This is a genomic window from Azospirillum sp. UFLA03-27, from assembly GCF_059803775.1.
In genome coordinates, this window is record NZ_JAUQTX010000126.1 from 1 (window position 1) to 19093 (window position 19093).

Annotated in this window: 21 protein-coding genes and 1 tRNA gene; 11 read left to right on the top strand and 11 right to left on the bottom strand. The window is 69.4% G+C overall.

Annotated elements, in window-relative coordinates; translation table 11 throughout:
* Nucleotide 1 precedes the first annotated feature (1 nt).
* Nucleotides 2-424 carry a hypothetical protein gene (locus Q4I23_RS18800; protein WP_498527191.1) on the bottom strand — a complete coding sequence of 141 codons (423 nt, stop codon included), beginning with the start codon at nt 422-424 and terminating at the stop codon, nt 2-4.
* A 542-nt stretch (nt 425-966) separates the two neighbouring features.
* Here Q4I23_RS18800 and Q4I23_RS18805 point away from each other — a divergent pair.
* From Q4I23_RS18805 to Q4I23_RS18815, 3 genes are all read left to right on the top strand, one after another.
* On the top strand, nt 967-1347 hold the full coding sequence (locus Q4I23_RS18805; RefSeq protein ID WP_454017982.1) for a hypothetical protein: 381 nt from the start codon (nt 967-969) through the stop codon (nt 1345-1347).
* A 259-nt stretch (nt 1348-1606) separates the two neighbouring features.
* Complete coding sequence (locus tag Q4I23_RS18810; RefSeq protein WP_014239878.1) at nt 1607-2011, top strand: response regulator; 405 nt, start codon at nt 1607-1609, stop codon at nt 2009-2011.
* A gap of 8 nt (nt 2012-2019) precedes the next feature.
* Nucleotides 2020-2382 carry a hypothetical protein gene (locus Q4I23_RS18815; protein WP_454017983.1) on the top strand — a complete coding sequence of 121 codons (363 nt, stop codon included), beginning with the start codon at nt 2020-2022 and terminating at the stop codon, nt 2380-2382.
* A gap of 87 nt (nt 2383-2469) precedes the next feature.
* Here Q4I23_RS18815 and Q4I23_RS18820 read toward each other — a convergent pair.
* The 3 genes from Q4I23_RS18820 to Q4I23_RS18830 form a co-directional block, all read right to left on the bottom strand.
* Nucleotides 2470-2555, bottom strand: a tRNA-Tyr gene (locus tag Q4I23_RS18820).
* A 149-nt stretch (nt 2556-2704) separates the two neighbouring features.
* Nucleotides 2705-3349 (bottom strand): nitrogen fixation protein NifQ, encoded by a 645-nt coding sequence (locus tag Q4I23_RS18825; RefSeq protein ID WP_454017984.1) that lies wholly within the window; start codon nt 3347-3349, stop codon nt 2705-2707.
* Between the two features lie 121 nt (nt 3350-3470).
* The gene (locus Q4I23_RS18830) at nt 3471-3914 is read right to left on the bottom strand and encodes an SRPBCC family protein (RefSeq protein ID WP_014239881.1); all 444 of its coding nucleotides are present in this window, start codon (nt 3912-3914) and stop codon (nt 3471-3473) included.
* 92 nt (nt 3915-4006) lie between these two features.
* Between Q4I23_RS18830 and Q4I23_RS18835 the strand changes: the two genes are divergently transcribed.
* A complete protein-coding gene (locus Q4I23_RS18835) occupies nt 4007-4426 on the top strand; it encodes a secondary thiamine-phosphate synthase enzyme YjbQ (protein ID WP_498527192.1) in 420 nt (139 codons plus the stop codon).
* Between the two features lie 19 nt (nt 4427-4445).
* Here the strand turns inward: Q4I23_RS18835 and Q4I23_RS18840 are convergent, their stop codons facing one another.
* Complete coding sequence (locus tag Q4I23_RS18840) at nt 4446-4835, bottom strand: YkvA family protein (RefSeq protein WP_454017986.1); 390 nt, start codon at nt 4833-4835, stop codon at nt 4446-4448.
* A gap of 9 nt (nt 4836-4844) precedes the next feature.
* Nucleotides 4845-6155 (bottom strand): lytic murein transglycosylase, encoded by a 1311-nt coding sequence (locus Q4I23_RS18845; protein WP_498527193.1) that lies wholly within the window; start codon nt 6153-6155, stop codon nt 4845-4847.
* A gap of 408 nt (nt 6156-6563) precedes the next feature.
* On the opposite strand from Q4I23_RS18845, the gene Q4I23_RS18850 reads away from it, so the two are divergent.
* From Q4I23_RS18850 to Q4I23_RS18865, 4 genes are all read left to right on the top strand, one after another.
* The gene (locus Q4I23_RS18850) at nt 6564-6914 is read left to right on the top strand and encodes a hypothetical protein (protein WP_174438133.1); all 351 of its coding nucleotides are present in this window, start codon (nt 6564-6566) and stop codon (nt 6912-6914) included.
* Nucleotides 6915-6948: 34 nt separating this feature from the next.
* Nucleotides 6949-7719 carry a DUF72 domain-containing protein gene (locus Q4I23_RS18855; protein WP_498527194.1) on the top strand — a complete coding sequence of 257 codons (771 nt, stop codon included), beginning with the start codon at nt 6949-6951 and terminating at the stop codon, nt 7717-7719.
* Nucleotides 7720-7763: 44 nt separating this feature from the next.
* Nucleotides 7764-10406 carry a DUF2339 domain-containing protein gene (locus tag Q4I23_RS18860; protein WP_498527195.1) on the top strand — a complete coding sequence of 881 codons (2643 nt, stop codon included), beginning with the start codon at nt 7764-7766 and terminating at the stop codon, nt 10404-10406.
* A 104-nt stretch (nt 10407-10510) separates the two neighbouring features.
* Nucleotides 10511-11818, top strand: a complete 1308-nt coding sequence (locus Q4I23_RS18865; RefSeq protein WP_498527196.1) for a hydroxyacid-oxoacid transhydrogenase — start codon at nt 10511-10513, stop codon at nt 11816-11818.
* A 51-nt stretch (nt 11819-11869) separates the two neighbouring features.
* On the opposite strand, the gene Q4I23_RS18870 is transcribed toward Q4I23_RS18865, so the two are convergent.
* Together Q4I23_RS18870 and Q4I23_RS18875 are read right to left on the bottom strand one after the other, a co-directional pair.
* Entirely contained in the window at nt 11870-12643 is a 774-nt protein-coding gene (locus tag Q4I23_RS18870; RefSeq protein WP_498527197.1) for a phage tail protein, read from the bottom strand.
* A 46-nt stretch (nt 12644-12689) separates the two neighbouring features.
* Nucleotides 12690-13463: a phage tail protein gene (locus tag Q4I23_RS18875; protein ID WP_498527198.1), complete on the bottom strand. Its 774-nt coding sequence runs from the start codon at nt 13461-13463 to the stop codon at nt 12690-12692.
* Between the two features lie 337 nt (nt 13464-13800).
* On the opposite strand from Q4I23_RS18875, the gene Q4I23_RS18880 reads away from it, so the two are divergent.
* A complete protein-coding gene (locus Q4I23_RS18880; protein ID WP_498527199.1) occupies nt 13801-14877 on the top strand; it encodes a CgeB family protein in 1077 nt (358 codons plus the stop codon).
* A 401-nt stretch (nt 14878-15278) separates the two neighbouring features.
* Nucleotides 15279-16361 carry a glycosyltransferase gene (locus tag Q4I23_RS18885; protein ID WP_498527200.1) on the top strand — a complete coding sequence of 361 codons (1083 nt, stop codon included), beginning with the start codon at nt 15279-15281 and terminating at the stop codon, nt 16359-16361.
* 11 nt (nt 16362-16372) lie between these two features.
* Here Q4I23_RS18885 and Q4I23_RS18890 read toward each other — a convergent pair whose 3' ends face one another.
* Complete coding sequence (locus tag Q4I23_RS18890; protein ID WP_498527201.1) at nt 16373-17485, bottom strand: GNAT family N-acetyltransferase; 1113 nt, start codon at nt 17483-17485, stop codon at nt 16373-16375.
* Nucleotides 17486-17583: 98 nt separating this feature from the next.
* Between Q4I23_RS18890 and Q4I23_RS18895 the strand changes: the two genes are divergently transcribed.
* Nucleotides 17584-18075 (top strand): GNAT family N-acetyltransferase, encoded by a 492-nt coding sequence (locus Q4I23_RS18895; RefSeq protein ID WP_498527202.1) that lies wholly within the window; start codon nt 17584-17586, stop codon nt 18073-18075.
* A gap of 107 nt (nt 18076-18182) precedes the next feature.
* Here Q4I23_RS18895 and Q4I23_RS18900 read toward each other — a convergent pair whose 3' ends face one another.
* Both Q4I23_RS18900 and Q4I23_RS18905 read right to left on the bottom strand, forming a co-directional pair.
* Nucleotides 18183-18398, bottom strand: a complete 216-nt coding sequence (locus Q4I23_RS18900) for a hypothetical protein (protein WP_014239900.1) — start codon at nt 18396-18398, stop codon at nt 18183-18185.
* Nucleotides 18399-18767: 369 nt separating this feature from the next.
* Nucleotides 18768-19022, bottom strand: coding sequence for a hypothetical protein (locus tag Q4I23_RS18905; protein ID WP_174451900.1), 255 nt, complete (start codon nt 19020-19022; stop codon nt 18768-18770).
* Nucleotides 19023-19093 lie beyond the last annotated feature (71 nt).

Below are 19093 nucleotides of genomic sequence, written 5' to 3' on the forward strand. Positions count from 1 at the left end.
GTTATAGTCTCGTGGGCTCGGAGATGTGTATAAGAGACAGTCGCAGAATGTGGGCATAGAGCGCTGCCGCCTGGATCGGCTGGCGCAGGTCGTGGCTGGCGGCGGTCAGAAAGCGCGCCTTGGCCCGGTCGGCGCGCTCCGCCGTCTCATGGGCACGGCGCAGTTCCTCCTCCCGAGCGGTGCGGCGGTCTTCGGCGCGGTGAAGCCGGTCGCGGAGCCGCCCCATCTCGCGGCGCTGCTCGACCAGTTCGGCGGCCAGACGCGCGCTTTCCTCGACCAGACGGCTTGCGTCGCGCTGCAGACGATCCGCGGTCCGGACCCCCTCGGCAAGGTTGCGGTTCAGCGCTTCCAGGCTGTCCCGCAACGCCTTGCCGGTGGTTGATCCACCCCTGTCCGGTTCATCCGAGTCGGCATGTTTCGGCATATATGTCTCCACGATGGCCCCCGCTCACCGCCGCACAACAACTTCCGGCTCTTGAATCCGCATGCTTCAGGTGACAACAGCGCAGAACAGGAATTGTTTTCGCGGACATAACGATTCGCGCGCGTGCAAGGCTCCCGATCATCGCTTCCAGGCTGTCGGTTGCGGAGCAGCGACACGCTGTGCCCAAATGGGCGGCAGATTGTCGCATATACGACATGTCCTGGTTGCGCGGGGAGCCCAGCCTGCGGCACCGGAACGGTCGCTGCGCTGTTGAATCCCGTGGCGCCGTTCCGGCGCCGATACGGACGCCACAGGCTGACCAGATGGAGTTTCAAAGCGATGCAGGAACCCGGCGAAGGGAAGGGGCGGCCCTGCGTCGCAGCCGCCCTTCGCTGGCACACCAATTGCTTTGTAAGCAAACGGATGCAGGTTTCCATCATACGGGATGTTTCTTGACCTTGTTCGCCTGGCGAACGATCTAACGTCCCTGGCGCCTGCGCGGCCCGTGGCTGGTGCATTTGGAGGCAGGTTTGATCAACCCTATGATTACGGCCACCGCCGGCTGGTCCGAGGCGGTGGAGGAGCGGGCGCAGCGCTTGCTCCGCTATCAGGTTGGGACCGAAGGGCCGGACGGTGTCCCGGTGACCGTGCAGACCATGTTCGAGCGCTGCGGCTTCACGCCGGTCGCCAGCGCCCGTTTCCTGATGTGCATCCCGCCGTTGACGGCGATGCACGAGCTGACCAAGACCGTCACGCGCTTCCGCATCGACGGCGAGGTTTGCCCGGACCCGGCGGGCATGGCGAAAGCGGCCCTGTCCTTTGCCGGGCGCGCGGTGGCGGTGCATGAACTGCACCCAGAGCGCCGGTTCGTCGCCGGCGTCATTTCCTCCCTCCTGGGGTTGCAGGGTCCCAGCCGGCGGTAGGGTCGGGCGATCGCCGGAGGTGCCTTCGATTCATGCGGATAACCAAGGGCCGTGCGGTTCCGCGCGGCCCTTTGCCGTTCCATGCCGCCGGAAATCCGCCATTCTTTAAAAGTTGTAACCGTCCTTTGGTTGCTCGTTCAGCGGAGTCGCATTATCAGTGTTCGGCTGTACGACCATGGGCTGGGTCCACCGGTTCTTGGCCAGTTCTTTGACCAGCTCCCTGGCCAGTTCCCGGGCTCGGGCGAAGGAGGGTGCCGCGATGGACAGGAAGCCGGTCGATTACGGGCAGTACAGCATTCTGGTCATCGAAGATCAGCCCTTCGTGCGCCGGACCATCATGCAGATCCTCTCGCAGATCGGCTTCCGCTCGATCGCCGAGGCCGACAACGGGGAGACCGGCATGCGGGAGTGCATCCGCGCCACCCCGGACGTGATCGTCTGCGACATCGACATGAAGCCGGTGTCCGGCCTCCAGTTCCTGGCCGAGTTGCGGGCCAGCGCGGAGGTGCGGAACCGCCGCACGCCGGTGGTCTTCCTGACCAACCACACGGAATCCGAAATCGTGAAGAAGGCCATGTCCCTGGGTGTCAACGGCTTCGTCGTGAAGCCGCCGTCCTTCGGTGCCTTGAAGGAGCGGGTGGACCGTCTGCTGGCCGGCAAGTGAGGAAGAGGATGGGGGGCGTGGTGCGGCGTGCGGTGCTGTGCGGTCTGGCGGTGCTGCCGCTGGTCGCCTGTTCGGGGGAGCCGGGCGAGTCCGACATGCGCAAGCTGGTGGAAACGCACACCAGGCGGGCACTGGACGGCCAGGGGCAGGGCGGCTTCCGCGGTTTCGAGGGCTTCCGCAAGCAGGGCTGCGTCGATACCAAATACCGGAACGGCGCCCCGAAGCCGGACGACAAGCAGTATGATTGCTATTACGCGGCGACCTTTGCGCCGCAGCCGGGTGCCACAGTGATGACGGTGAACGGCAAGGGTCGCTTCACCCGCACCGACAAGGGCCTGATCTTCGAGGATCTGGGAGCGCAGCCACGTTGATATGGCGCGCGGATGCGGCAACGGTTCAGCGTTGTCTGGAAAAGGAAACGGCCGGCCATGAACCTGTCATGAACCGGCCGCGTCAGATGGTGGAAGGGGCTGGATTTGAACCAGCGTACGCTTACGCGGGCAGATTTACAGTCTGCTGCCTTTAACCACTCGGCCACCCTTCCGCTGATGCTTGACGCGACCATCGGAGACCTGCCGTTCATCGGGCCTTGCTTGGCCTTCCGTCTGGCGGGTGGCGTTATCTAACGGGTGACGACGCTTCGGTCAAGCGGCTTTCTTCACCGGCAGCGCATCTTTGTTGACGCCCCTTCGTTCAGGCCCCCTCGCCACGGGCCACGCGGGCCAGGGTGCTCAGCGGGTCGCCGTCCTCCGCGCTGAAGCAGGCGCTGAAGTCGTCGCACACCTCGCAGTTCGGGGATTTGCAGAGCATCAGCCCCTCGCGCTCGCAGAGCTGCCGGTAGAAGAACTTCTTCCACTTCATGTCGCCGCTGTTCAGCGCGACCAGCGACGGAAAGTGCCGGCGGAACATGGCGTTCAGTTCCCGCCGGTTGGCGAAGCCCATGTCTTGCCAAAGGTGATTCGGCCCCAGCGTGCGGCGGGCGACGATGGCGGCCAGCCATTCCTCCTCGACGGTCCCAGCGGCGCGGTGGTCGAGCAGGAAGGCCCGCAGATCCTCCTCCTCGATGGCGTCCTCGCCGCTGTCGTCAGGCAGGGTGGAGAGGAGATGGGCAAAGCCCGCCGCGTGCCGCCGGATCAGCTCGGCCAGCGCGCCGCGGGGCAGTCCCAGGGACGCCGTGACGCCGCCGGAATGCTGCGCGGCCAACCCGAGGATGCGGGTGAACAGCAGCCGGTCGAGGGCTGGGCCGTCCGGAAGGCTGTCCAGTGCATCGGCGGGTGAATGGATGGAGAGGGCCAGGGCCGGATCGGCGATATGGGCAATCACGGTGTCGGCAATCATGTTCGGCGAACTCCCGCATCGGGGGGTTGTTCGGTCATGACCATGATGGTGGATCAAATTCCCGCAACTGCGAAGTGGTTTTTTTTGCGGGTGCGTTGTCGAGGCCTGTCCGGCATCCGCCTCAGCCGTTCAGGACCTCGGCCGTGAAGCGCTCGAAAAAGCCGTCGATGACGCGGTCGGCCTTGGCCTTGACCAGCTTGACCGCCAGCCGGCCGACGGCCCCGCCCAGCGCCGCCGCGAGGGTGAAGGACAGGTGGGTGTGGCCGTCCACCTCCTCCAGCGTGATGCGGGCCTCGCCCTTGACCGCTCCGGCGAGGCCGCCTTTGCCCTCGGCGTAGAGAATGTAGAAGCGCGGCGCGTCCTCCGGCGCCACCCGGACGTTGCCGGCAAAGCGCGCGTTCAGCGGCCCGACCGTGGCGCGCACACGCGCGGTGTATTCGGTGGGCGACAGCCGGTCCATTTCCTCCAGCACCGGGATGCAGCGTTGCAGCACGGCGGGATCGCAGAGCGCGGTGAAGACCCGCTCGCGCGCCGCCGGAATCCGGTACTGGCCGTTCAGTTCCATGGATCACCTGTTGTTGGTCGGGAACGCCAAGCGATTTGGTGTATGGATGACCCGCTTCCAAGACGCGCAATCGAGCACGGAGGGCGACAAACATGCGGCAGGCCGTCACGACGCTGACCACCCAAACCCGCGGCCAGGGTCTGGTCGAGGTGACCGAGCCGGTGGCCCGCTGGGTCGCCGCCCAGGGCATGGAGACCGGTCTGCTGACGGTCTTCTGCCGGCACACCTCGGCCTCTCTGGTCATCCAGGAGAACGCCGACCCGAGCGTGCGCGGCGACCTGGAGCGCTTCTTCAAGCGGCTGGTGCCGGAAGGCCCCGAGCTTTACGACCACATTCTGGAAGGGCCGGACGACATGCCCGCCCACATCCGCAGCGCCCTGACCACGGTGCAACTGTCCATCCCCGTGCTGGAGGGGCGGATAGCGCTGGGCACTTGGCAGGGGATCTACCTGTTCGAGCACCGCCGCCGGCCCCACGAGCGGACCCTGGCGTTGCATCTGCTGGGCGAGTGAGGGCCAGGCGCCCGCGCGACTACCCCAGCCAGCCCGCGATGTAGGGTTCGAGCCACCGGAACAGGGCGACGGCGGCGACCAGCCAGATTCCGACCATCAGCGCGGCGGCGGCGTAGCTGACCGGCCGGGTGGCCAGCCGGGCGGCGGTGGCGCGGTGTTCCTCCAGAACCGCCGCCGGGATCAGGCGGATGACCAGCAGGATGCCGAGCGGCACGATCAGCAGGTCGTCCAGATAGCCCAGGACCGGCACAAAGTCGGGGATCAGGTCGATGGGGCTGAGCGCGTAGGCCGCCACCGCGGCGGCGGCCACACGGGCATACCACGGCGTCCGCGGGTCGCGCGCCGCCAGATAGAGCGCGATCACATCGCGCTTGATCCGCCGCGCCCAACCCTTTGCCGCCGCCAGCATCGCGGGCCGTCAGCCCGCCGCCGGGACGGGAGCGGCGGACTGGCGCAGCCGTTCCAGCAGGGTCTTGGTGGCGAAGCCGTCCGGCACGGCGCCGATCGACTGCTGGAAGCGGCGCACGGCGTTGCGGGTGTTGGCGCCGACGATGCCGTCCGCCGTCCCCGGCTCCATGCCCAGCGAGGCCAGCCGCTCCTGAAGCTCGATCCGCTCGTCGCGGCTTAGCGCCGGTTCGTGGCGGGGCCAGCTTCCCTGCACGCCGGAGCGGCCGGCGAGACGGTCTGACAGCAGCGCCACCGCCAGCGCGTAGCTGGTCGAGGGGTTGTACTTCATGATCGCCCGGAAATTCTCCCGGACCAGGAAGGCCGGCCCCTGCGCGCCGGCGAGCATCAGGACGGCGGCCCGCTCCTCCTCGCCGCCGCCCAACTCGCCGCCGTTGACCGGTCGCACGCCGAGGCGGCGCCATTCGGACACCGGCTTGGAGATGTTGTACTCGGCCTGCTCGTAGGGGAAGCCGGCGGGCAGGGTGACCTCCTCGCCCCAGCGCTCCCCGGTGCGCCAGCCGTTGGCCTGCACGAACTTGGCGGTGGAGGCGAAGACGTCGGGCAGGCTGCCCCAGATGTCGCGCCGCCCGTCGCCGTCCTCGTCGGTGGCGTGCTTGAGGAAGATGGTCGGCATGAACTGGGTCTGGCCCATGGCGCCGGCCCAGGACCCGCTCATCCGCTCGGGCGGGATGTCGCCGCTGTCGAGGATGCGCAGGGCGGCCAGCAGCTCCGTCCGGAAGTAGCTGGCGCGGCGGCCCTCATAGGCCAGCGTGGTCAGCGCGTCGACAACGGAGAAGCCGCCGGTGAAGTTGCCGAAGTCGGTCTCCACGCCCCAGAAGGCCACGAGGATCTCCGCCGGGACGCCGGAGCGCTGGCTGATGCGGCGCAGCAGCGCGCCGTTGTCCTGGATGCGCTGGCGCCCGGCCTGGATGCGGCGGTCGTTGACCGCACTGTCCAGATACTGCCAGGGCTGGCGGTTGAACTCCGGCTGGGAGGAATCCAGCTCGACCACCCGGTCCGACAGCTTCACGTTGGCGAAGGCGCGGTCGAAGGTTTGGGCACGGATGCCCTGGCCGAGCGCCTCGGCGCGCAGGGACTTCAGCCAGTCGGCAAAGCTGACGGCGGGCTGGACCGGGGCCACGCTGGCCGGGGCGGCGGCCGTCGCCTTCGCGGTTCCGGACGTGGTGGTCGCCGACACGGGCGGGGCGCCCGTCGTCTGGCAACCGGCCAGGATCGTGGTGGCGAGCAGAAGGCGGACGGGAAGGGACAGCAGGGGGCGCATGCGCTCTCGTGACCAACAGGGAAAGGCTGTGCGGGAGCCTAGGACGGACGGCCCTTTCACTCAACGGACAAGTTCCGGTGCCGGAAGCAACGCTCATCCGCCACGCGCGGGGAAGGTGGGCAAGAATCGACACGGATTGCACGGATCAAACCGGATTTCACGGAGTCACTCGGCTCGACCAGCGGTGTGCTTGCGGGTTTTCAGAAATCCGTGAAATCCGTGTCCGAGTCCGTGAAATCCGTGTCGGATTTTGTCATCCGACGGAGTGACGCGGCGCCCAGACAGCCTGGACTTGACCGTGAACAAAACTTGAACAAACGGGCAGAAATCCCCATATCCAGAGCATTCCGAAACCAGAGACGAGACGTTCGCGGCCCGCCCCCCGGCGCGCCGCCGAGAGGGTTCGCCATGCCGTATTTTCCGACCATCGAACTCACCCCGCAGGTGTCCCTGCTGCTGGCGCGGGGGGCTCTGCGCCTGAATCCCGGCCAGTGGGTGCGGGGTCCGAAGGGGCATGGCCGCTACCTGCGCACCGACCCGCGGACCGGCACCACCTATGTGAGCTGGCTGCGCCCCGGCGACGATTGGGAAACCGCGTCGCAGCGCTTCAGCCGGGCCTGCCGGAAGGGCTTCATCGGGCGCTATCGCGGCGGCTACGAGGCGGAGAAGGCGCGTCGGGAGATGGCCCGGCTGATCGCGGATGCCGACCACGCCGGTGGCGTTCCAATGCGGGACGAGCGGCAGCCGACGCTGTTCTAAGGCGGCAACCCACGCGCCCATGGAGAGCAGAGGCTTGGCCGAAGGGACCATCAACGCCATCCGCATCGGCTGCGCCGGCTGGAGCATCCCGAAACCCTCCGCCCCGGCCTTCCCGGCGGAGGGCACGCATCTGGAGCGCTACGCCCGCGTCTTCCCAACGGTGGAGGTCAACAGCCGCTTCTACCGCCCGCACAAGCCGGAGACCTGGGAGCGCTGGGCGGCCTCGGCGCCGCCGGACTTCCGCTTCGCGGTCAAGCTGCCGCGCGCCATCACGCACGAACAGCGGCTGAAGGACTGCGCCGCCCCGCTGGAGCATTACCTGCACGAGGTTGGCCATCTCGGCGACCGGCTGGGGCCGCTGCTGGTGCAACTGCCGCCGACGCTGCGCTTCGAGCCGGCGGTGGCCGGTCCTTTCTTCGCGACCCTGCGCGAGCGTTTCGCCGGCCTCGTCGTCTGCGAGCCGCGCCACCCGAGTTGGTTCGCGGCGGAACCGGACCGGCTGCTGGTCGACCATGCCGTGGCCCGCGCCGCCGCCGATCCGGCTCCGGTGCCCGCGGCGGCGGAGCCGGCGGGCTGGGATGGCTTCCGCTACTGGCGGCTGCACGGCTCGCCGGTGATGTACCGCAGCGCCTACCCGCTGGACGTGCTGGACCGGCTGGCCCGGCGCTTCCGCGACGAGGCGCGGGAGCGTCCGGTCTGGTGCGTCTTCGACAACACGGCGGACTTCCACGCGGTCGACGACGCGCTGACGCTGATGAGCCGTTTGGGTGCCTCCACAGGTCAGAGAGACAAGCCCGGCGCCTGACCGCTATCGTTGCGCGAACGCAAGCGCAGCCGGGGCGGTCGGGCATGGACGTCATTCTTCTGGTGCTGATCGGGGCCATCGTCGCCCACCGGTTCAACCGCCGGCTGACGGCGCAGGAGCGCGAGATCGCCCGGCTGCGGCAGGCGCTGGAGCGGGTGCAGGGGCCGGCGACGGTTGAGGCCGCGCCGGTCGAGGCTCCGGCCGCGGACACCGCCGTCATGGTGGAGGCTCCGCTGGAGCCGCCGCCGATCCAACCGCTCCCGGAGCCCTCTCCACCCCCGCTGTCCGTGTGGAGCCGGCTGGAGGACGCGCTGGCCGGGCGCTGGCTGATCTGGCTGGGCGGGGCCACGGTCGCCCTGGCGGCGGCCTTTTTCATCAAGATGTCGATCGAGCAGGGCTGGCTCGGCCCCGGCGTGCGCGTCACGCTCGGCCTGCTGTCCGCCGCGGCGCTGATGGTCGGCGGCGAATGGCTGCGGCAGCGCGGCCGAGGGCCGGAGCCGGGTGGGCGCGATCCGGTGCCCCCGGCCCTGACCGCGGCCGGGCTGTTCACCGGTTTCGCCAGCGTCTATGGCGGCTATGTGCTCTACGACCTGTTCGCCCCGCCGGTCGCCTTCGCGTTGCTCGGCGGGCTGGCGGCGCTGGGCATGGCGCTGTCGCTGCTCCAGGGACCCTACATCGCGGCGCTGGGGCTGCTCGGCGGCTTCGCGACGCCGCTTCTGGTCTCGTCCATCGGGGGATCGGCCTGGGGGCTGTTCGCCTATCTTCTGGCCCTGTCCGGCGCCGGGATGACGGTGGTGCTGTGGCGCGGCTGGCGCTGGCTGGGGCTGGGCACGCTGATCGGGGCGGCGGGCTGGGTGCCGGTCTGGTACGTCGGCGGCTGGAACCCCGGCGACGCCCTGCCGATCGGGACCTACCTGCTGCTGACCGCCGGGCTGTTCCTGATGCCGGCCCTGCTGGCCGGGCCGGTCGAGGCGATGCCGCGCACCACCCTGTTCGACCTGCTGCGCTGGAGGGGGCGCCCGCGCGCCGACCGTCTGGCCGTGGCGGCGGTGGCGGTGCTGGGCCTGCTGATGGCGATGCTCGTCACCGTGGACGGCCACCGCACTGGATCGCTGGTGATGCTGGCCCTGTTCGGGCTGCTCTGTATCGCTGCCGGTCGCCGGGTCGAGCGGATCGCCGGTATAGCCTGGATCGGCGCGCTGGCGGTTCTGCTGGCCTTCGCCGGCTGGACGGTGCCGCGCTGGCCGCTGCCGCCGCCCGCCGCCACCGCCGACGGGCATCCCATCGTTCCATCGCCGGGCGCGGGGTTGCCGTTCCAGTCCGGGCGGTTCCAGTGGGCCGTGGGCGGCTTCGCTCTGCTCTACGGGATGTGCGGCTTCATCGCCCTGTGGCGGTCGACGCGGGCGGCGCTGTGGTCGTCGCTGGCGGCCTGGATGCCGGTGGTGCTTCTGGCGCTCGCCTACTGGCGGCTGGACCCGCCGCAGGCCGACACGCTGTGGCCGGTGGCGAGCCTCGCGCTGGCGGCGCTGCTGGTCGCCGGAACCGGCCCGCTGGCCCGCCACCGCCACCAGCCGGGCGTCGGTCTTGGGCTCGCCGCCTTCGCCGCTGGGGCCGCTGGAGCGCTCAGCCTCGGCGCGGTCATGATGCTGCGCGAGGCCTGGCTGACCGTGGCGCTGGCCGCCCAGGTGCCGGTGCTGGCGTGGCTGGAGCGGCGGATGGGGCTGCGCTCGCTGCGCGCGGTGATCCTGCTGGTGGCGGGCGCCGTCCTGGTCCGGTTGGCGCTGAATCCGTCGGTGCTTGAGTATGGGGAGGACGGGCTCGGCTGGATCGTCTACGGCTACGGCCTGCCGGCGGCGGGCTTCTTCCTGGCCGCCCATTGGCTGCGCTCCGCCCCGGACGGCAGGGGCGATGACGGGGTGGTCGCGCTGCTGGAGGCCGGCGGGCTGGCCTTCGTCACGCTGCTGCTGTCGCTCGGCATCCAGGCGCTGACCCGCGGCACGCTGGACGAGCCGCCCGACACGCTGCGCGAGGTGGCGCTGCACACGCTGGTCTGGCTGGCGCTGGCCCTGCTGCTGGCGACGGGGCGGCGCTGGCGGACGCGGCCCGTGGCGGTGTGGGGGCGGCGCATCCTGGCCGGGCTGGCGGCGCTTCAGGCGGCAGCGCTGCATCTCGTTGCCCTGAACCCGCTGTGGAGCGACGAGGCGGTGGGCGCGTGGCCGGTGGCGAACACGCTGCTGCTCGCCTATGGTCTTCCGGCCCTGCTCGGGCTGCTGTTCCTGTGGGTGGAGCCCCTGCCGGCCCGCCTGCGCCCGTGGGTCGCGCTGCTGCCTCTGGCGCTGCTCGGCACCAATCTGGCGCTGGAGATCCGACACGCCTTCCAGGGACCGGTCCTCTCCGGCCCGGACCTGCCGGACGCCGAATGGTACGGCTATTCCGTCGGCTTCCTGGTGGCGGCGGTGCTGATGCTGGTCGCCGCCCTGCGGTACCGGCTGGGCTGGCTGCGCCACGCCGCGATGGCGCTGATCCTGGCGGTGGTCGCCAAGGTTTTCCTCAGCGACATGGCCGAGCTGGGCGGGCTCTACCGCGTCGCCTCCTTCCTCGGGCTGGGGCTGAGCCTGATCGGCGTCGGCTATCTCTACCGCCGGCTCCAGGGCACCGCACCGCAGGGAGGGCAAACAATCGCCTGAGCGAACGGTCGGGTTGACATCCGCCCCCCTCTCGCGCTCCGATGATGGCAACGAACGCAGAAAAGCCAAGCCGCAGAAAAGCCAAGCCAGGGAGGCCCGCAGCCATGACCAGTTCCATCGCCCATCCCATCCTGCCGAACGGCGACAGCGGCTTCACGGTGGAGGCCGCGTCGATGAAGTTCGGCCGCGGCATGCTGGCGGAGGCGGGGAACGACGCCAAGGCCATGGGCATGCGCCGGGTGGCCTTGTTCACCGACCCCCATGTGGCCGAAATCGCGCCCTTCGCGGCGGCGCTGGACTCGCTGAAGGCGGCCGGGCTGGACGTCGCCGTCTTCGACCGCTGCGCGGTGGAGCCGACCAGCGCGTCCTTCCTGGAGGCGGCGGACTTCGCCCGCGACGGCCGTTTTGACGGCTACGTCTCGGTCGGCGGCGGATCGGTCATCGACACGGCCAAGGCGGCCAACCTCTACGCCACCCACCCGGCGGACTTCCTCGCCTACGTCAACAAGCCGCTGGGCGAGGGGCGCCCGGTGCCGGGTCCGGTCAAGCCGCACATCGCCTGCCCGACGACCTGCGGCACCGGCAGCGAGACGACCGGCGTCGCCATCTTCGACCATGTGGAGATGCGGGTGAAGACGGGCATCTCCTCCCGCTATCTGCGCCCGAATCTGGCGCTGGTCGACCCGGCGACCATCGACAGCCTGCCGCCGGGCGTCATCGCCTCCACCGGCTTCGACGTGCTGACCCACGCCATCGAGAGCCATACCGCGCGCTCCTACCGCTCCCGCCCGAAGCCCGACGCGGCGAACCCGCGGCCGCCCTACCAGGGCGCCAACCCCTGGTCGGACATCGGCAGCCTGCAGGCGATCCGGCTCGGCGGGCAGTATCTGGAGCGCGCCGTCAACGACCCGGCGGACGAGGAGGCGCGCGACGCCCTGATGTTCGCGGCGACTCTGGCCGGACTGGCCTTCGGCAACGCGGGGGTGCACATCCCGCACGCCATGTCCTACTCCGTCGCCGGGATGAACCACCGCTTCACGGCGCGCGGCTACGAGAAGGCGAACCCGATGGTGCCGCACGGCATCTCGGTGGTGCTGAACGCGCCGGCGGCCTTCCGCTTCACCGGTTCCGCCGAGCCCGAGCGCCATCTCCGCGCCGCCGAGGCGCTGGGGGCGGAGGTGCGCGACGTGTCCCCGGCGGACGGCGGCGCCATACTGGCCGCCCGGCTGATCGCCATGATGCGCGCCACCCATCTGCCCAACGGCCTGTCGGCGCTCGGCTACGGCGCGGCTGACATTCCGGATCTGGTGCGCGGCGCGATGGCGCAGCAACGGCTGCTGACCATCGCCCCCCGCCCGGTGACGGAGGAAGACCTGCGCGGCCTCTACGCCGACGCCATGACCTACTGGTGAGCGCACCGACGGGCGGCCCCATCCCGTGGGACGAGGCCACCCGCAACGGTGTTACGGACGGTTCGGGTACAGGCCCTGGGTTGCAATGCAGACGGTCTGTCCGATCGCCGGGGACTGGGTGGACACCTTCTGGGTGGCGCCGGCCGACGCGGGCGCGACCGCCACGGTGCCGCCGGTGATGCCGGTGTTGGGAACCGTGACGGTGCCGCTGGCCGTGCCGGCGACGCTGGCGGCCGTGCTGGGGGCCGGGCCGCTGGTGTTGTACGGCCCGTTCACGGTGAAGCCGGCGCCGCCGTCGTTGATCGAGGTGTCGCCGAGATAGACGGTGCCCGAGGTCGGGGCCGACACCGGGCTGCCGCCGGTGGTGACGGGAAGGCCGACGGTGCCGGTGAAGGGAACGGTGGTCGAGCCGCCCGACCCGCCGCCCGTGCCGGTGAAGGTGGCGGTGTGGGTGTGCGGTTGCAGCGGAACCTGGGCCGCCGACAGCAGAAGCTCCTGCTGGCCAACCTTGGCGCCGATGGCGATGTTCGTCAGGCCGGGGCCGGTCCCGGTGCCGATGGCGGCGCGGCCGCGCAGGTCGGGGATGCCGAAGAGGTCCGCGTTGTTGCCGCCGTAGCGGTAGCCGATCAGAGCGAACAGCGCCTGGTTTTCGCGGACCGTCAGCGTCCGGCCGTCGGCGATGACATAGCCCTGCGGGCACCAGTCGAACGCGTAGGTGCAGATGGTGCCGATGTACGGTTCCACGTTGCAGGCGGCGGCGGGTGTGCTGAACAGAGCCAAGCCGCTGGTCATCGCAAAGGCGGCGGAGAGAAGAGTCTTGCGCATGATGTGTCCTCAGCGTTGAGAGGGGGGCTTTTGTGGCCGCAACCTGTTACGGACGGTTCGGGTACAGGCCGTTGGCCACGATGCAGACGGTCTGTCCGATCGCCGGGGACTGGGTGGACACCTTCTGGGTGGCGTTAGCCGCCGCGGGCGCGACCGCCACGGTGCCGCCGGTGATGCCGGTGTTGGGAACCGTGACGGTGCCGCTGGCCGTGCCGGCGACACTGGCGGCCGTGCTGGGGGCCGGGCCGCTGGTGTTGTACGGCCCGTTCATGGTGAAGCCGGCGCCGCCGTCGTTGATCGAGGTGTCGCCGAGATAGACGGTGCCCGAGGTCGGGGCCGACACCGGGCTGCCGCCGGTGGTGACGGGAAGGCTGACGGTGCCGGTGAAGGGAACGGTGGTCGAGCCGCCCGACCCGCCGCCCGTGCCGGTGAAGGTGGCGGTGTGGGTGTGCGGCTGCAGCGGAACCTGGGCCGCCGACAGCAGAAGCTCCTGCTGGCCAACCTTGGCGCCGATGGCGATGTTCGTCAGGCCGGGGCCGGTCCCGGTGCCGATGGCGGCGCGGCCGCGCAGGTCGGGGATGCCGAAGATGTCCGCGTTGTTGCCGCCGTAACGGTAGCCGACCAGGGAGAACAGCGCTTGGTACTCGCGGACCGCCAGCGTCCGGCCATCGGCCGGGATGTAATTGCGGGGGCACCAGTCGAACGCGAAGGTGCAGACGGTGCCGATGTACGCCTCGTCGTTGCAGGCGGCGGCGGGGGTGCTGAACAGAGCCATCCCGCTTGCCATCGCAAGCGCGGCGGTGAAAAGAGCCTTGCGCATGATGTGTCCTTCGCGTTGGGATTGTTTTTTTGAACTTTGACGACCGGTTGTCACACAAGTGAATGATTTTATTTTTTCACGAACTTACTATCTCATATCCCGCTTAGGTGGTTAAACGACATTTTTATACAAATTTGTTCATCGTTGGGTCGTTTTTGCAATCGACACGCAAAGCTTGCAGCGCCGGCGGGGGAACCGGGCTGCCGGCCGCGACGGCGGATCCTTGGGGCACCCCCTCCGCGCGGTTCCGGCGGCCGGAACACGATCGGACGGGGCACGTTGTTCCGGAAGGGCCATCGGGATGGAGGCCCGGGGGCGGAGGCATGGCGCCAACATCATGAAAATCATCATCTTCGGACAATCCATCAGCTCCTCCTGGGGCAATGGGCACGCCACCCTATGGCGGGGGCTGGTCAAGGCCCTCGCGCGGCGGGGCAACCGCGTCGTCTTCCTGGAGCGCGACACGCCCGAACGGGCGGAGCACCGCGACCTGTGGGACATCTCCGGCGGGGAGCTTCTGCTCTACGACCGTTGGCAGGACGTGGCGGCGGTGGCGCAGCGTCACGCCGACGAGGCGGACGTGGCGATGGTGACCTCCGGTTGTGTGGACGGTGCGGCGGCCTCCCACCTCGTGCTGGGGTCGAAGGCGCAGCGCACCGTCTATTACGACCTCGACACGCACATCACCCTGTCCCGCTCCGAAACGGGGGAGCGGCCGGCCTATCTGCCGCCGGAAGGGCTGGGCGGATTCGACACCGTGCTGAGCAGCACCGGCGGGCAGGCGCTGGAGGCGCTGAAGACGCAATTGGGCGCACGGTTCGTGGCGCCGCTCTACGCCTGGGTCGACCCGGACCTGCACCGTCCCGCCGATCCGGTGCGGCGCTATCTCGGCGACCTCTGCCACCTCGGCGCCTGGGTCGAGGACCGGAAGGCGGCGCTGGAAGCGCTGTTCATTGAGCCGGCCCGGCGGCTGGGACGGCGGCGCTTCGTCCTGGCCGGCGGCGGCTATCCGGACGACGCGTCCTGGGGGGCCAACATCCAGCGCGTCCGGCATCTGCCTCCGGCGGAGCACGCGGCCTTCTTCTGCTCCTCCACCCTGACGCTGAACGTGACGCGCCGGTCCCTGAAGGCGATGGGCTGGTGCCCGTCCGTCCGGCTGTTCGAGGCGGCGGCCTGCGGCGTTCCGGTGATCTCCGACGAATGGGAGGGGATCGGCGCCTTCTTCGAGCCGGGGCGCGACATCCTGGTCGCGCGGGAGACCGACGACGTGACCACGGCGTTGATGCTGCCGCGCGGCCATCTTTCCACGCTGGCCCAGCGCGCGCGGTCGCGCGTTCTGGAGGAACACACGGCGGAACGGCGCGTGCGGGAGTTGCGCTCCATTCTCGACATCAAGGGGGGCGGCGATGATTGATCCGACGTTCCCCGGTTGCCCGGCTTGCCTCTCTTGGAAGTAAGCCGCCCTGGGCGCTCTGGCCGTCCGGTCGGGTTCCCGGTTCCGAGGTCGGCAACCCGGTGCAGGACGGCTATCCCTTTCGCGAGTCGATCCACTTCCAATACCCCGGTTACCGGAAGCCCTTTTTCGTAGAAAACAAAGAGGGAGCTATCGCGGCAGGACTGTCCCGATTCCGGCTGTTCTCCGGGCCGCCAAGATGTCGGAGAGAAAGAAGGGCGTGCGTCAGACAATAAGTTCCAATGAATAACACCACAGGGACATGGGATGAACGAAGCGGTGAAGCGTAGGAACAGCCCGGCAGGAGAACGTCACCCGAGCGTCGGCGCCCCTTCAGGCCTTCCTTTCCTGGAGGCGCTGCGATGGCATTGACCATTCTCACCGTGGCGTCGCCCTTTGCCCCGATCGGCGCCGATCCGGAAAACGAAGGCACGGCGGAGCAGGTGGCCGGCGCCATCGACGCCGCCCTGGTCCGCGCCGGGCACCGCTCGATCGTCATCGCGCCGGAGGATTCGGCGGTGGCCGGGACGCACATTCCGCTGGCGCGCGTCCATGGCGGGGCGCATGGGCAGGTGCCGGACGAGCGGGCGCAGGCGGCCGTTCTGAGGCGCGTCGCCACCGTGGTCGCCGGAGCGGTGGAGGACCACGCACCCGACCTCGTCCACCTCCATGTCCGGGACTTCGAAGCCCTGCTGCCGCCGCAGGATGTGCCAGTCCTGGCGACGCTCTACGAGCCGCTGGACCGCTACCGGCCGGAGGCCCTGGCGTCGCGGCGGGCGAAGCTGCACCTCCAGCCGGTGTCCGCCGCGCAGGTGCGCGGGGCCTCGCCGGGGCTGACGTTCCTGCCGCCGCTGGAGATCGGGGTGGCGGTGGACCGCCTGCACATCCGGGTGCCGAAGCGCCGCTTCGCCGTCTGCCTGGGCGACATTGAGCCGGAGATGGGCTTCCACATCGCGCTGGACGCGGCGCGGCAGATCGACATGCAGCTTCTTCTCTGCGGCGGCCTGTCCCGCGGCGCGGAGGAGCAGCGCTACCTTCAGGAGGAGATCCGGCCCCGGCTGGACCCCAAGCGCCGCTTCCTCGGGCGGATCGGCTTCGGGCGCAAGCGCTGGATGCTGGGGGCGGCGCGCTGCCTGCTGGCGCCCAGCCTGATGTCGGAGCCGACCCCCGTCGCGGCGCTGGAGGCGCTGGCCTGCGGCACCCCGGTGGTGGCCTTCCCGACCGGAGCCCTGGCCGACCTCGTGGAACCGGGCGTCACCGGCTTCCTGGTCAAGGACGCCGAGGAGATGGCCCGCGCCATCGAGGACTGCGAGGGCTTGGACCCCGACGCCTGCCGCGCCGTCGCCCGCGCCCGCTACTCGCTGGACGGCATGACGGAACGTTATCTGGCGCGCTTCGAGGAACTGGTCGCGGGAGGGACGGCGGCAGCGGCGGGGGTGGCGTAGCGCCCCTTCCTTTACGGCTTGGCTCCATAGAGCTTGGCCATCGACAGCTGGTCGGCCAGCCGCCCGTCGATCAGGCTGTGGCGGCGGGCCACCGCCTCCTCCTGGAAGCCGTGCTTGGCGTAGAAGCGCCGGGCGCGGCCATTGTGGCCGAACACCCAGAGCGACAGCCGGTGCAGCCGCCGCGCCCGCACCCAGAGGTCGGCCGCGGCGATCAGGCGTCCGCCGACGCCCAGCGCCCAGAAGTCCCGGCGCACCGCCAGCCCCAGACTGGCCTCGTGCGCGGTGCGGGCGTAGGCGCCGGTCCACAGCGACAGCGACCCGGCGATAGTCCCGTCCGCGATCGCCAGCAGGGTGGCCGTCCGGTCGCCGATCCTCTGTTCGGCGAGGAAGCGCCGGGCCGCCGCAACGTCCGGCAGGGATTCGGCGGCGCTGCGCATCAGGAAGTGGGTTTCGCTCCGCACCGCGTGGTCGTAGGCGAGGTAGGCGGCGGCGTCCGCCGGCAGGGCGGGGCGGATCTCCAGCCGTCCGATCCGCGCTTGGCGTGGCGCCACGACGGTCGGGTCGGGCGCCGGAGCGGGCCATTCGGGAATTCCGTCCGCCCCGATGATCTTGCCCATCAGCCGCTCGCTGCGCCACGCGCCGTTGACGCGAAGGACGTCGCGCATCAGCCCCTCGTTGAGAAAGCCGAGCCGTTCGTAAAGGGACAGGGCGCGGCTGTTGCTCTCGGCCACAGTGAGTTCCAGCCGGTGCGCGCCGGTCCGCCGCGCCCAGGTTTCCGCCGCGCCGAACAGCGCGGTGGCGACGCCGCGCCCGTTCCAGTCGCGCCGCACCCCGACCGCCAGGGTCACCGCGCCGCGATTGCGGCGGAACCGCCCGCCATGGGCGCTGAGATAGCCGACAAGGTCCGCGGGATGATTGCCGGCGGCCTCGGCGACGAAGATGGTGGAGTTGCCGGACGCCTGGAAGGCGGCGAGGTCGCGCGCCCAGAAGGGCCTCTCGCCGGGCTCGCGCAGCAGGAAATCGCTTTCCGCGTCGATCCGCGCGACCAGGGCCATCAGGGCGTGGCGCTCGCCGGGCCGGGCTTCGCGGATGGAAAAGCCGCCGATGGTCTGAATGTCCCGCATGGCGCGCAGCCTAGGCCCGCCCAGGGGCGATGGCAAAGCGGTTGTTGCCGTATGGCCGGCGCGGCTATCGTCGCGCCATCGTGAGACCTGGAGTTGCCATGCCCACCGTGACCGTCCGTCCGGCCATCGAGGCCGATTGCCCGACCATCCTCCGCTTCGTCCGGGAACTCGCCGTGTTCGAAAACGAACCCCACGCCGTAAAGGCGAGCGAGGCGGACTTCCGGCGCGACGGCTGGGGGGAGCGTCCGGTGTTCGAGGCGCTGATCGCCGAACTGGACGGGAAACCCGTCGGCTTCGCGCTGTGCTTCCGCAACTATTCCACCTGGGAAGGGCGGGCCGGCCTGTTCGTGGAGGATCTCTACGTCACCCCGGAAGCGCGGCGCTATGGCGTGGGCCGCAAGCTGCTGGCGACGGTGGCGAAACTGGCGGACGAGCGGGGCTGCCGCCGTGTCGACCTGAATGTGCTGCACTGGAACCCGGCGCGCGATTTCTATCTGCGCATCGGCTTCAAACAAATGGAGGAGTGGCTTCCCTACCGTCTCACCGGCGATGCGATCGCGGCACTGGCCGCGCAGGCGGATGAGGTTTGAGGGAACGAAAGCGCTGTTCTGTTCCGGTGGGCTGACGGTCGGGGCGTGTTCATGGCCCCGACCTCATCGCCACCACGCGGTACTTAGGCCTTGGTCCTGCGGGACCCTCAGGCGGCCTTGGCCGGCATCGCAGCGTTCAGCAGGTCCAGGTAGCCGGACCGCTCCTCGCGTAGGGTGGACAGCAGGTCGGCGAGGCTTTCGCGGACAAAGGGGTCGTTCTGGCCGTCGATCCGGTTCAGCGCCAGCTGGATGAACTCATCGACCAGGGCGATGTGAACGCGAGAGGACGAGGTAATCTGTTCGGTGGTGGTGGCGATCAGCATTTTAAAACTCCGTTTTGTCTTGTGTGTTCGTGATGTCTCTATTTGGCCATGTCCCGGTTAACGACTTACTAACGGGGGCCCTGCGGGGCTGGTGTCTTGAGGGGTAATCCCGCAACCGACAAATATAGGGAGATTTTACCCGTAAGGATTACCACTTTTCTTTAAACAAGCGGGCGCTTTTCTGAGCCTGTGAGACTTTTCAAGGACTTCCGTCGAAGGTCGTAGCGACCGGACCGGCATAGGCGGGAGGGAAGCGGAGCCTTAACGGCGGCGTCCGCAAGCCTTAAGCCGCCACGGCGGGGCGTTAACAGGCCGTCCCGCCGGGCGGAGTACATCCTTTGCGAGGCCCGGTGCGCCAGGCTTAGCTCCTTACGCGGCGCGCGGCAGCCGGCCCGCGGCGCGGTCCATGCGGTCGGCGCGTTCCAAGGCCTGGGCGACCAGATCGTCGAACAGGTCGTTGACCAAGGCCGACAGGCGCACCGGCGCGCCGCCAAGCTGCGGCCCTTCCATCAGCAGGGAGCCTTCCTCGCCGGGGCCGACAACACGCCAGCCCTTCGCCGTCATCTCGGCGACGCGGGTCTTGGCGATGAAGGCGCGGACATGGTCCATGGCGAAGTCGCTCATTCGAATCTCCCAGGCTGTCTCTTATACACATCTCCGAGCCCACGAGACTATAACAGCTATCTCGTATGCCG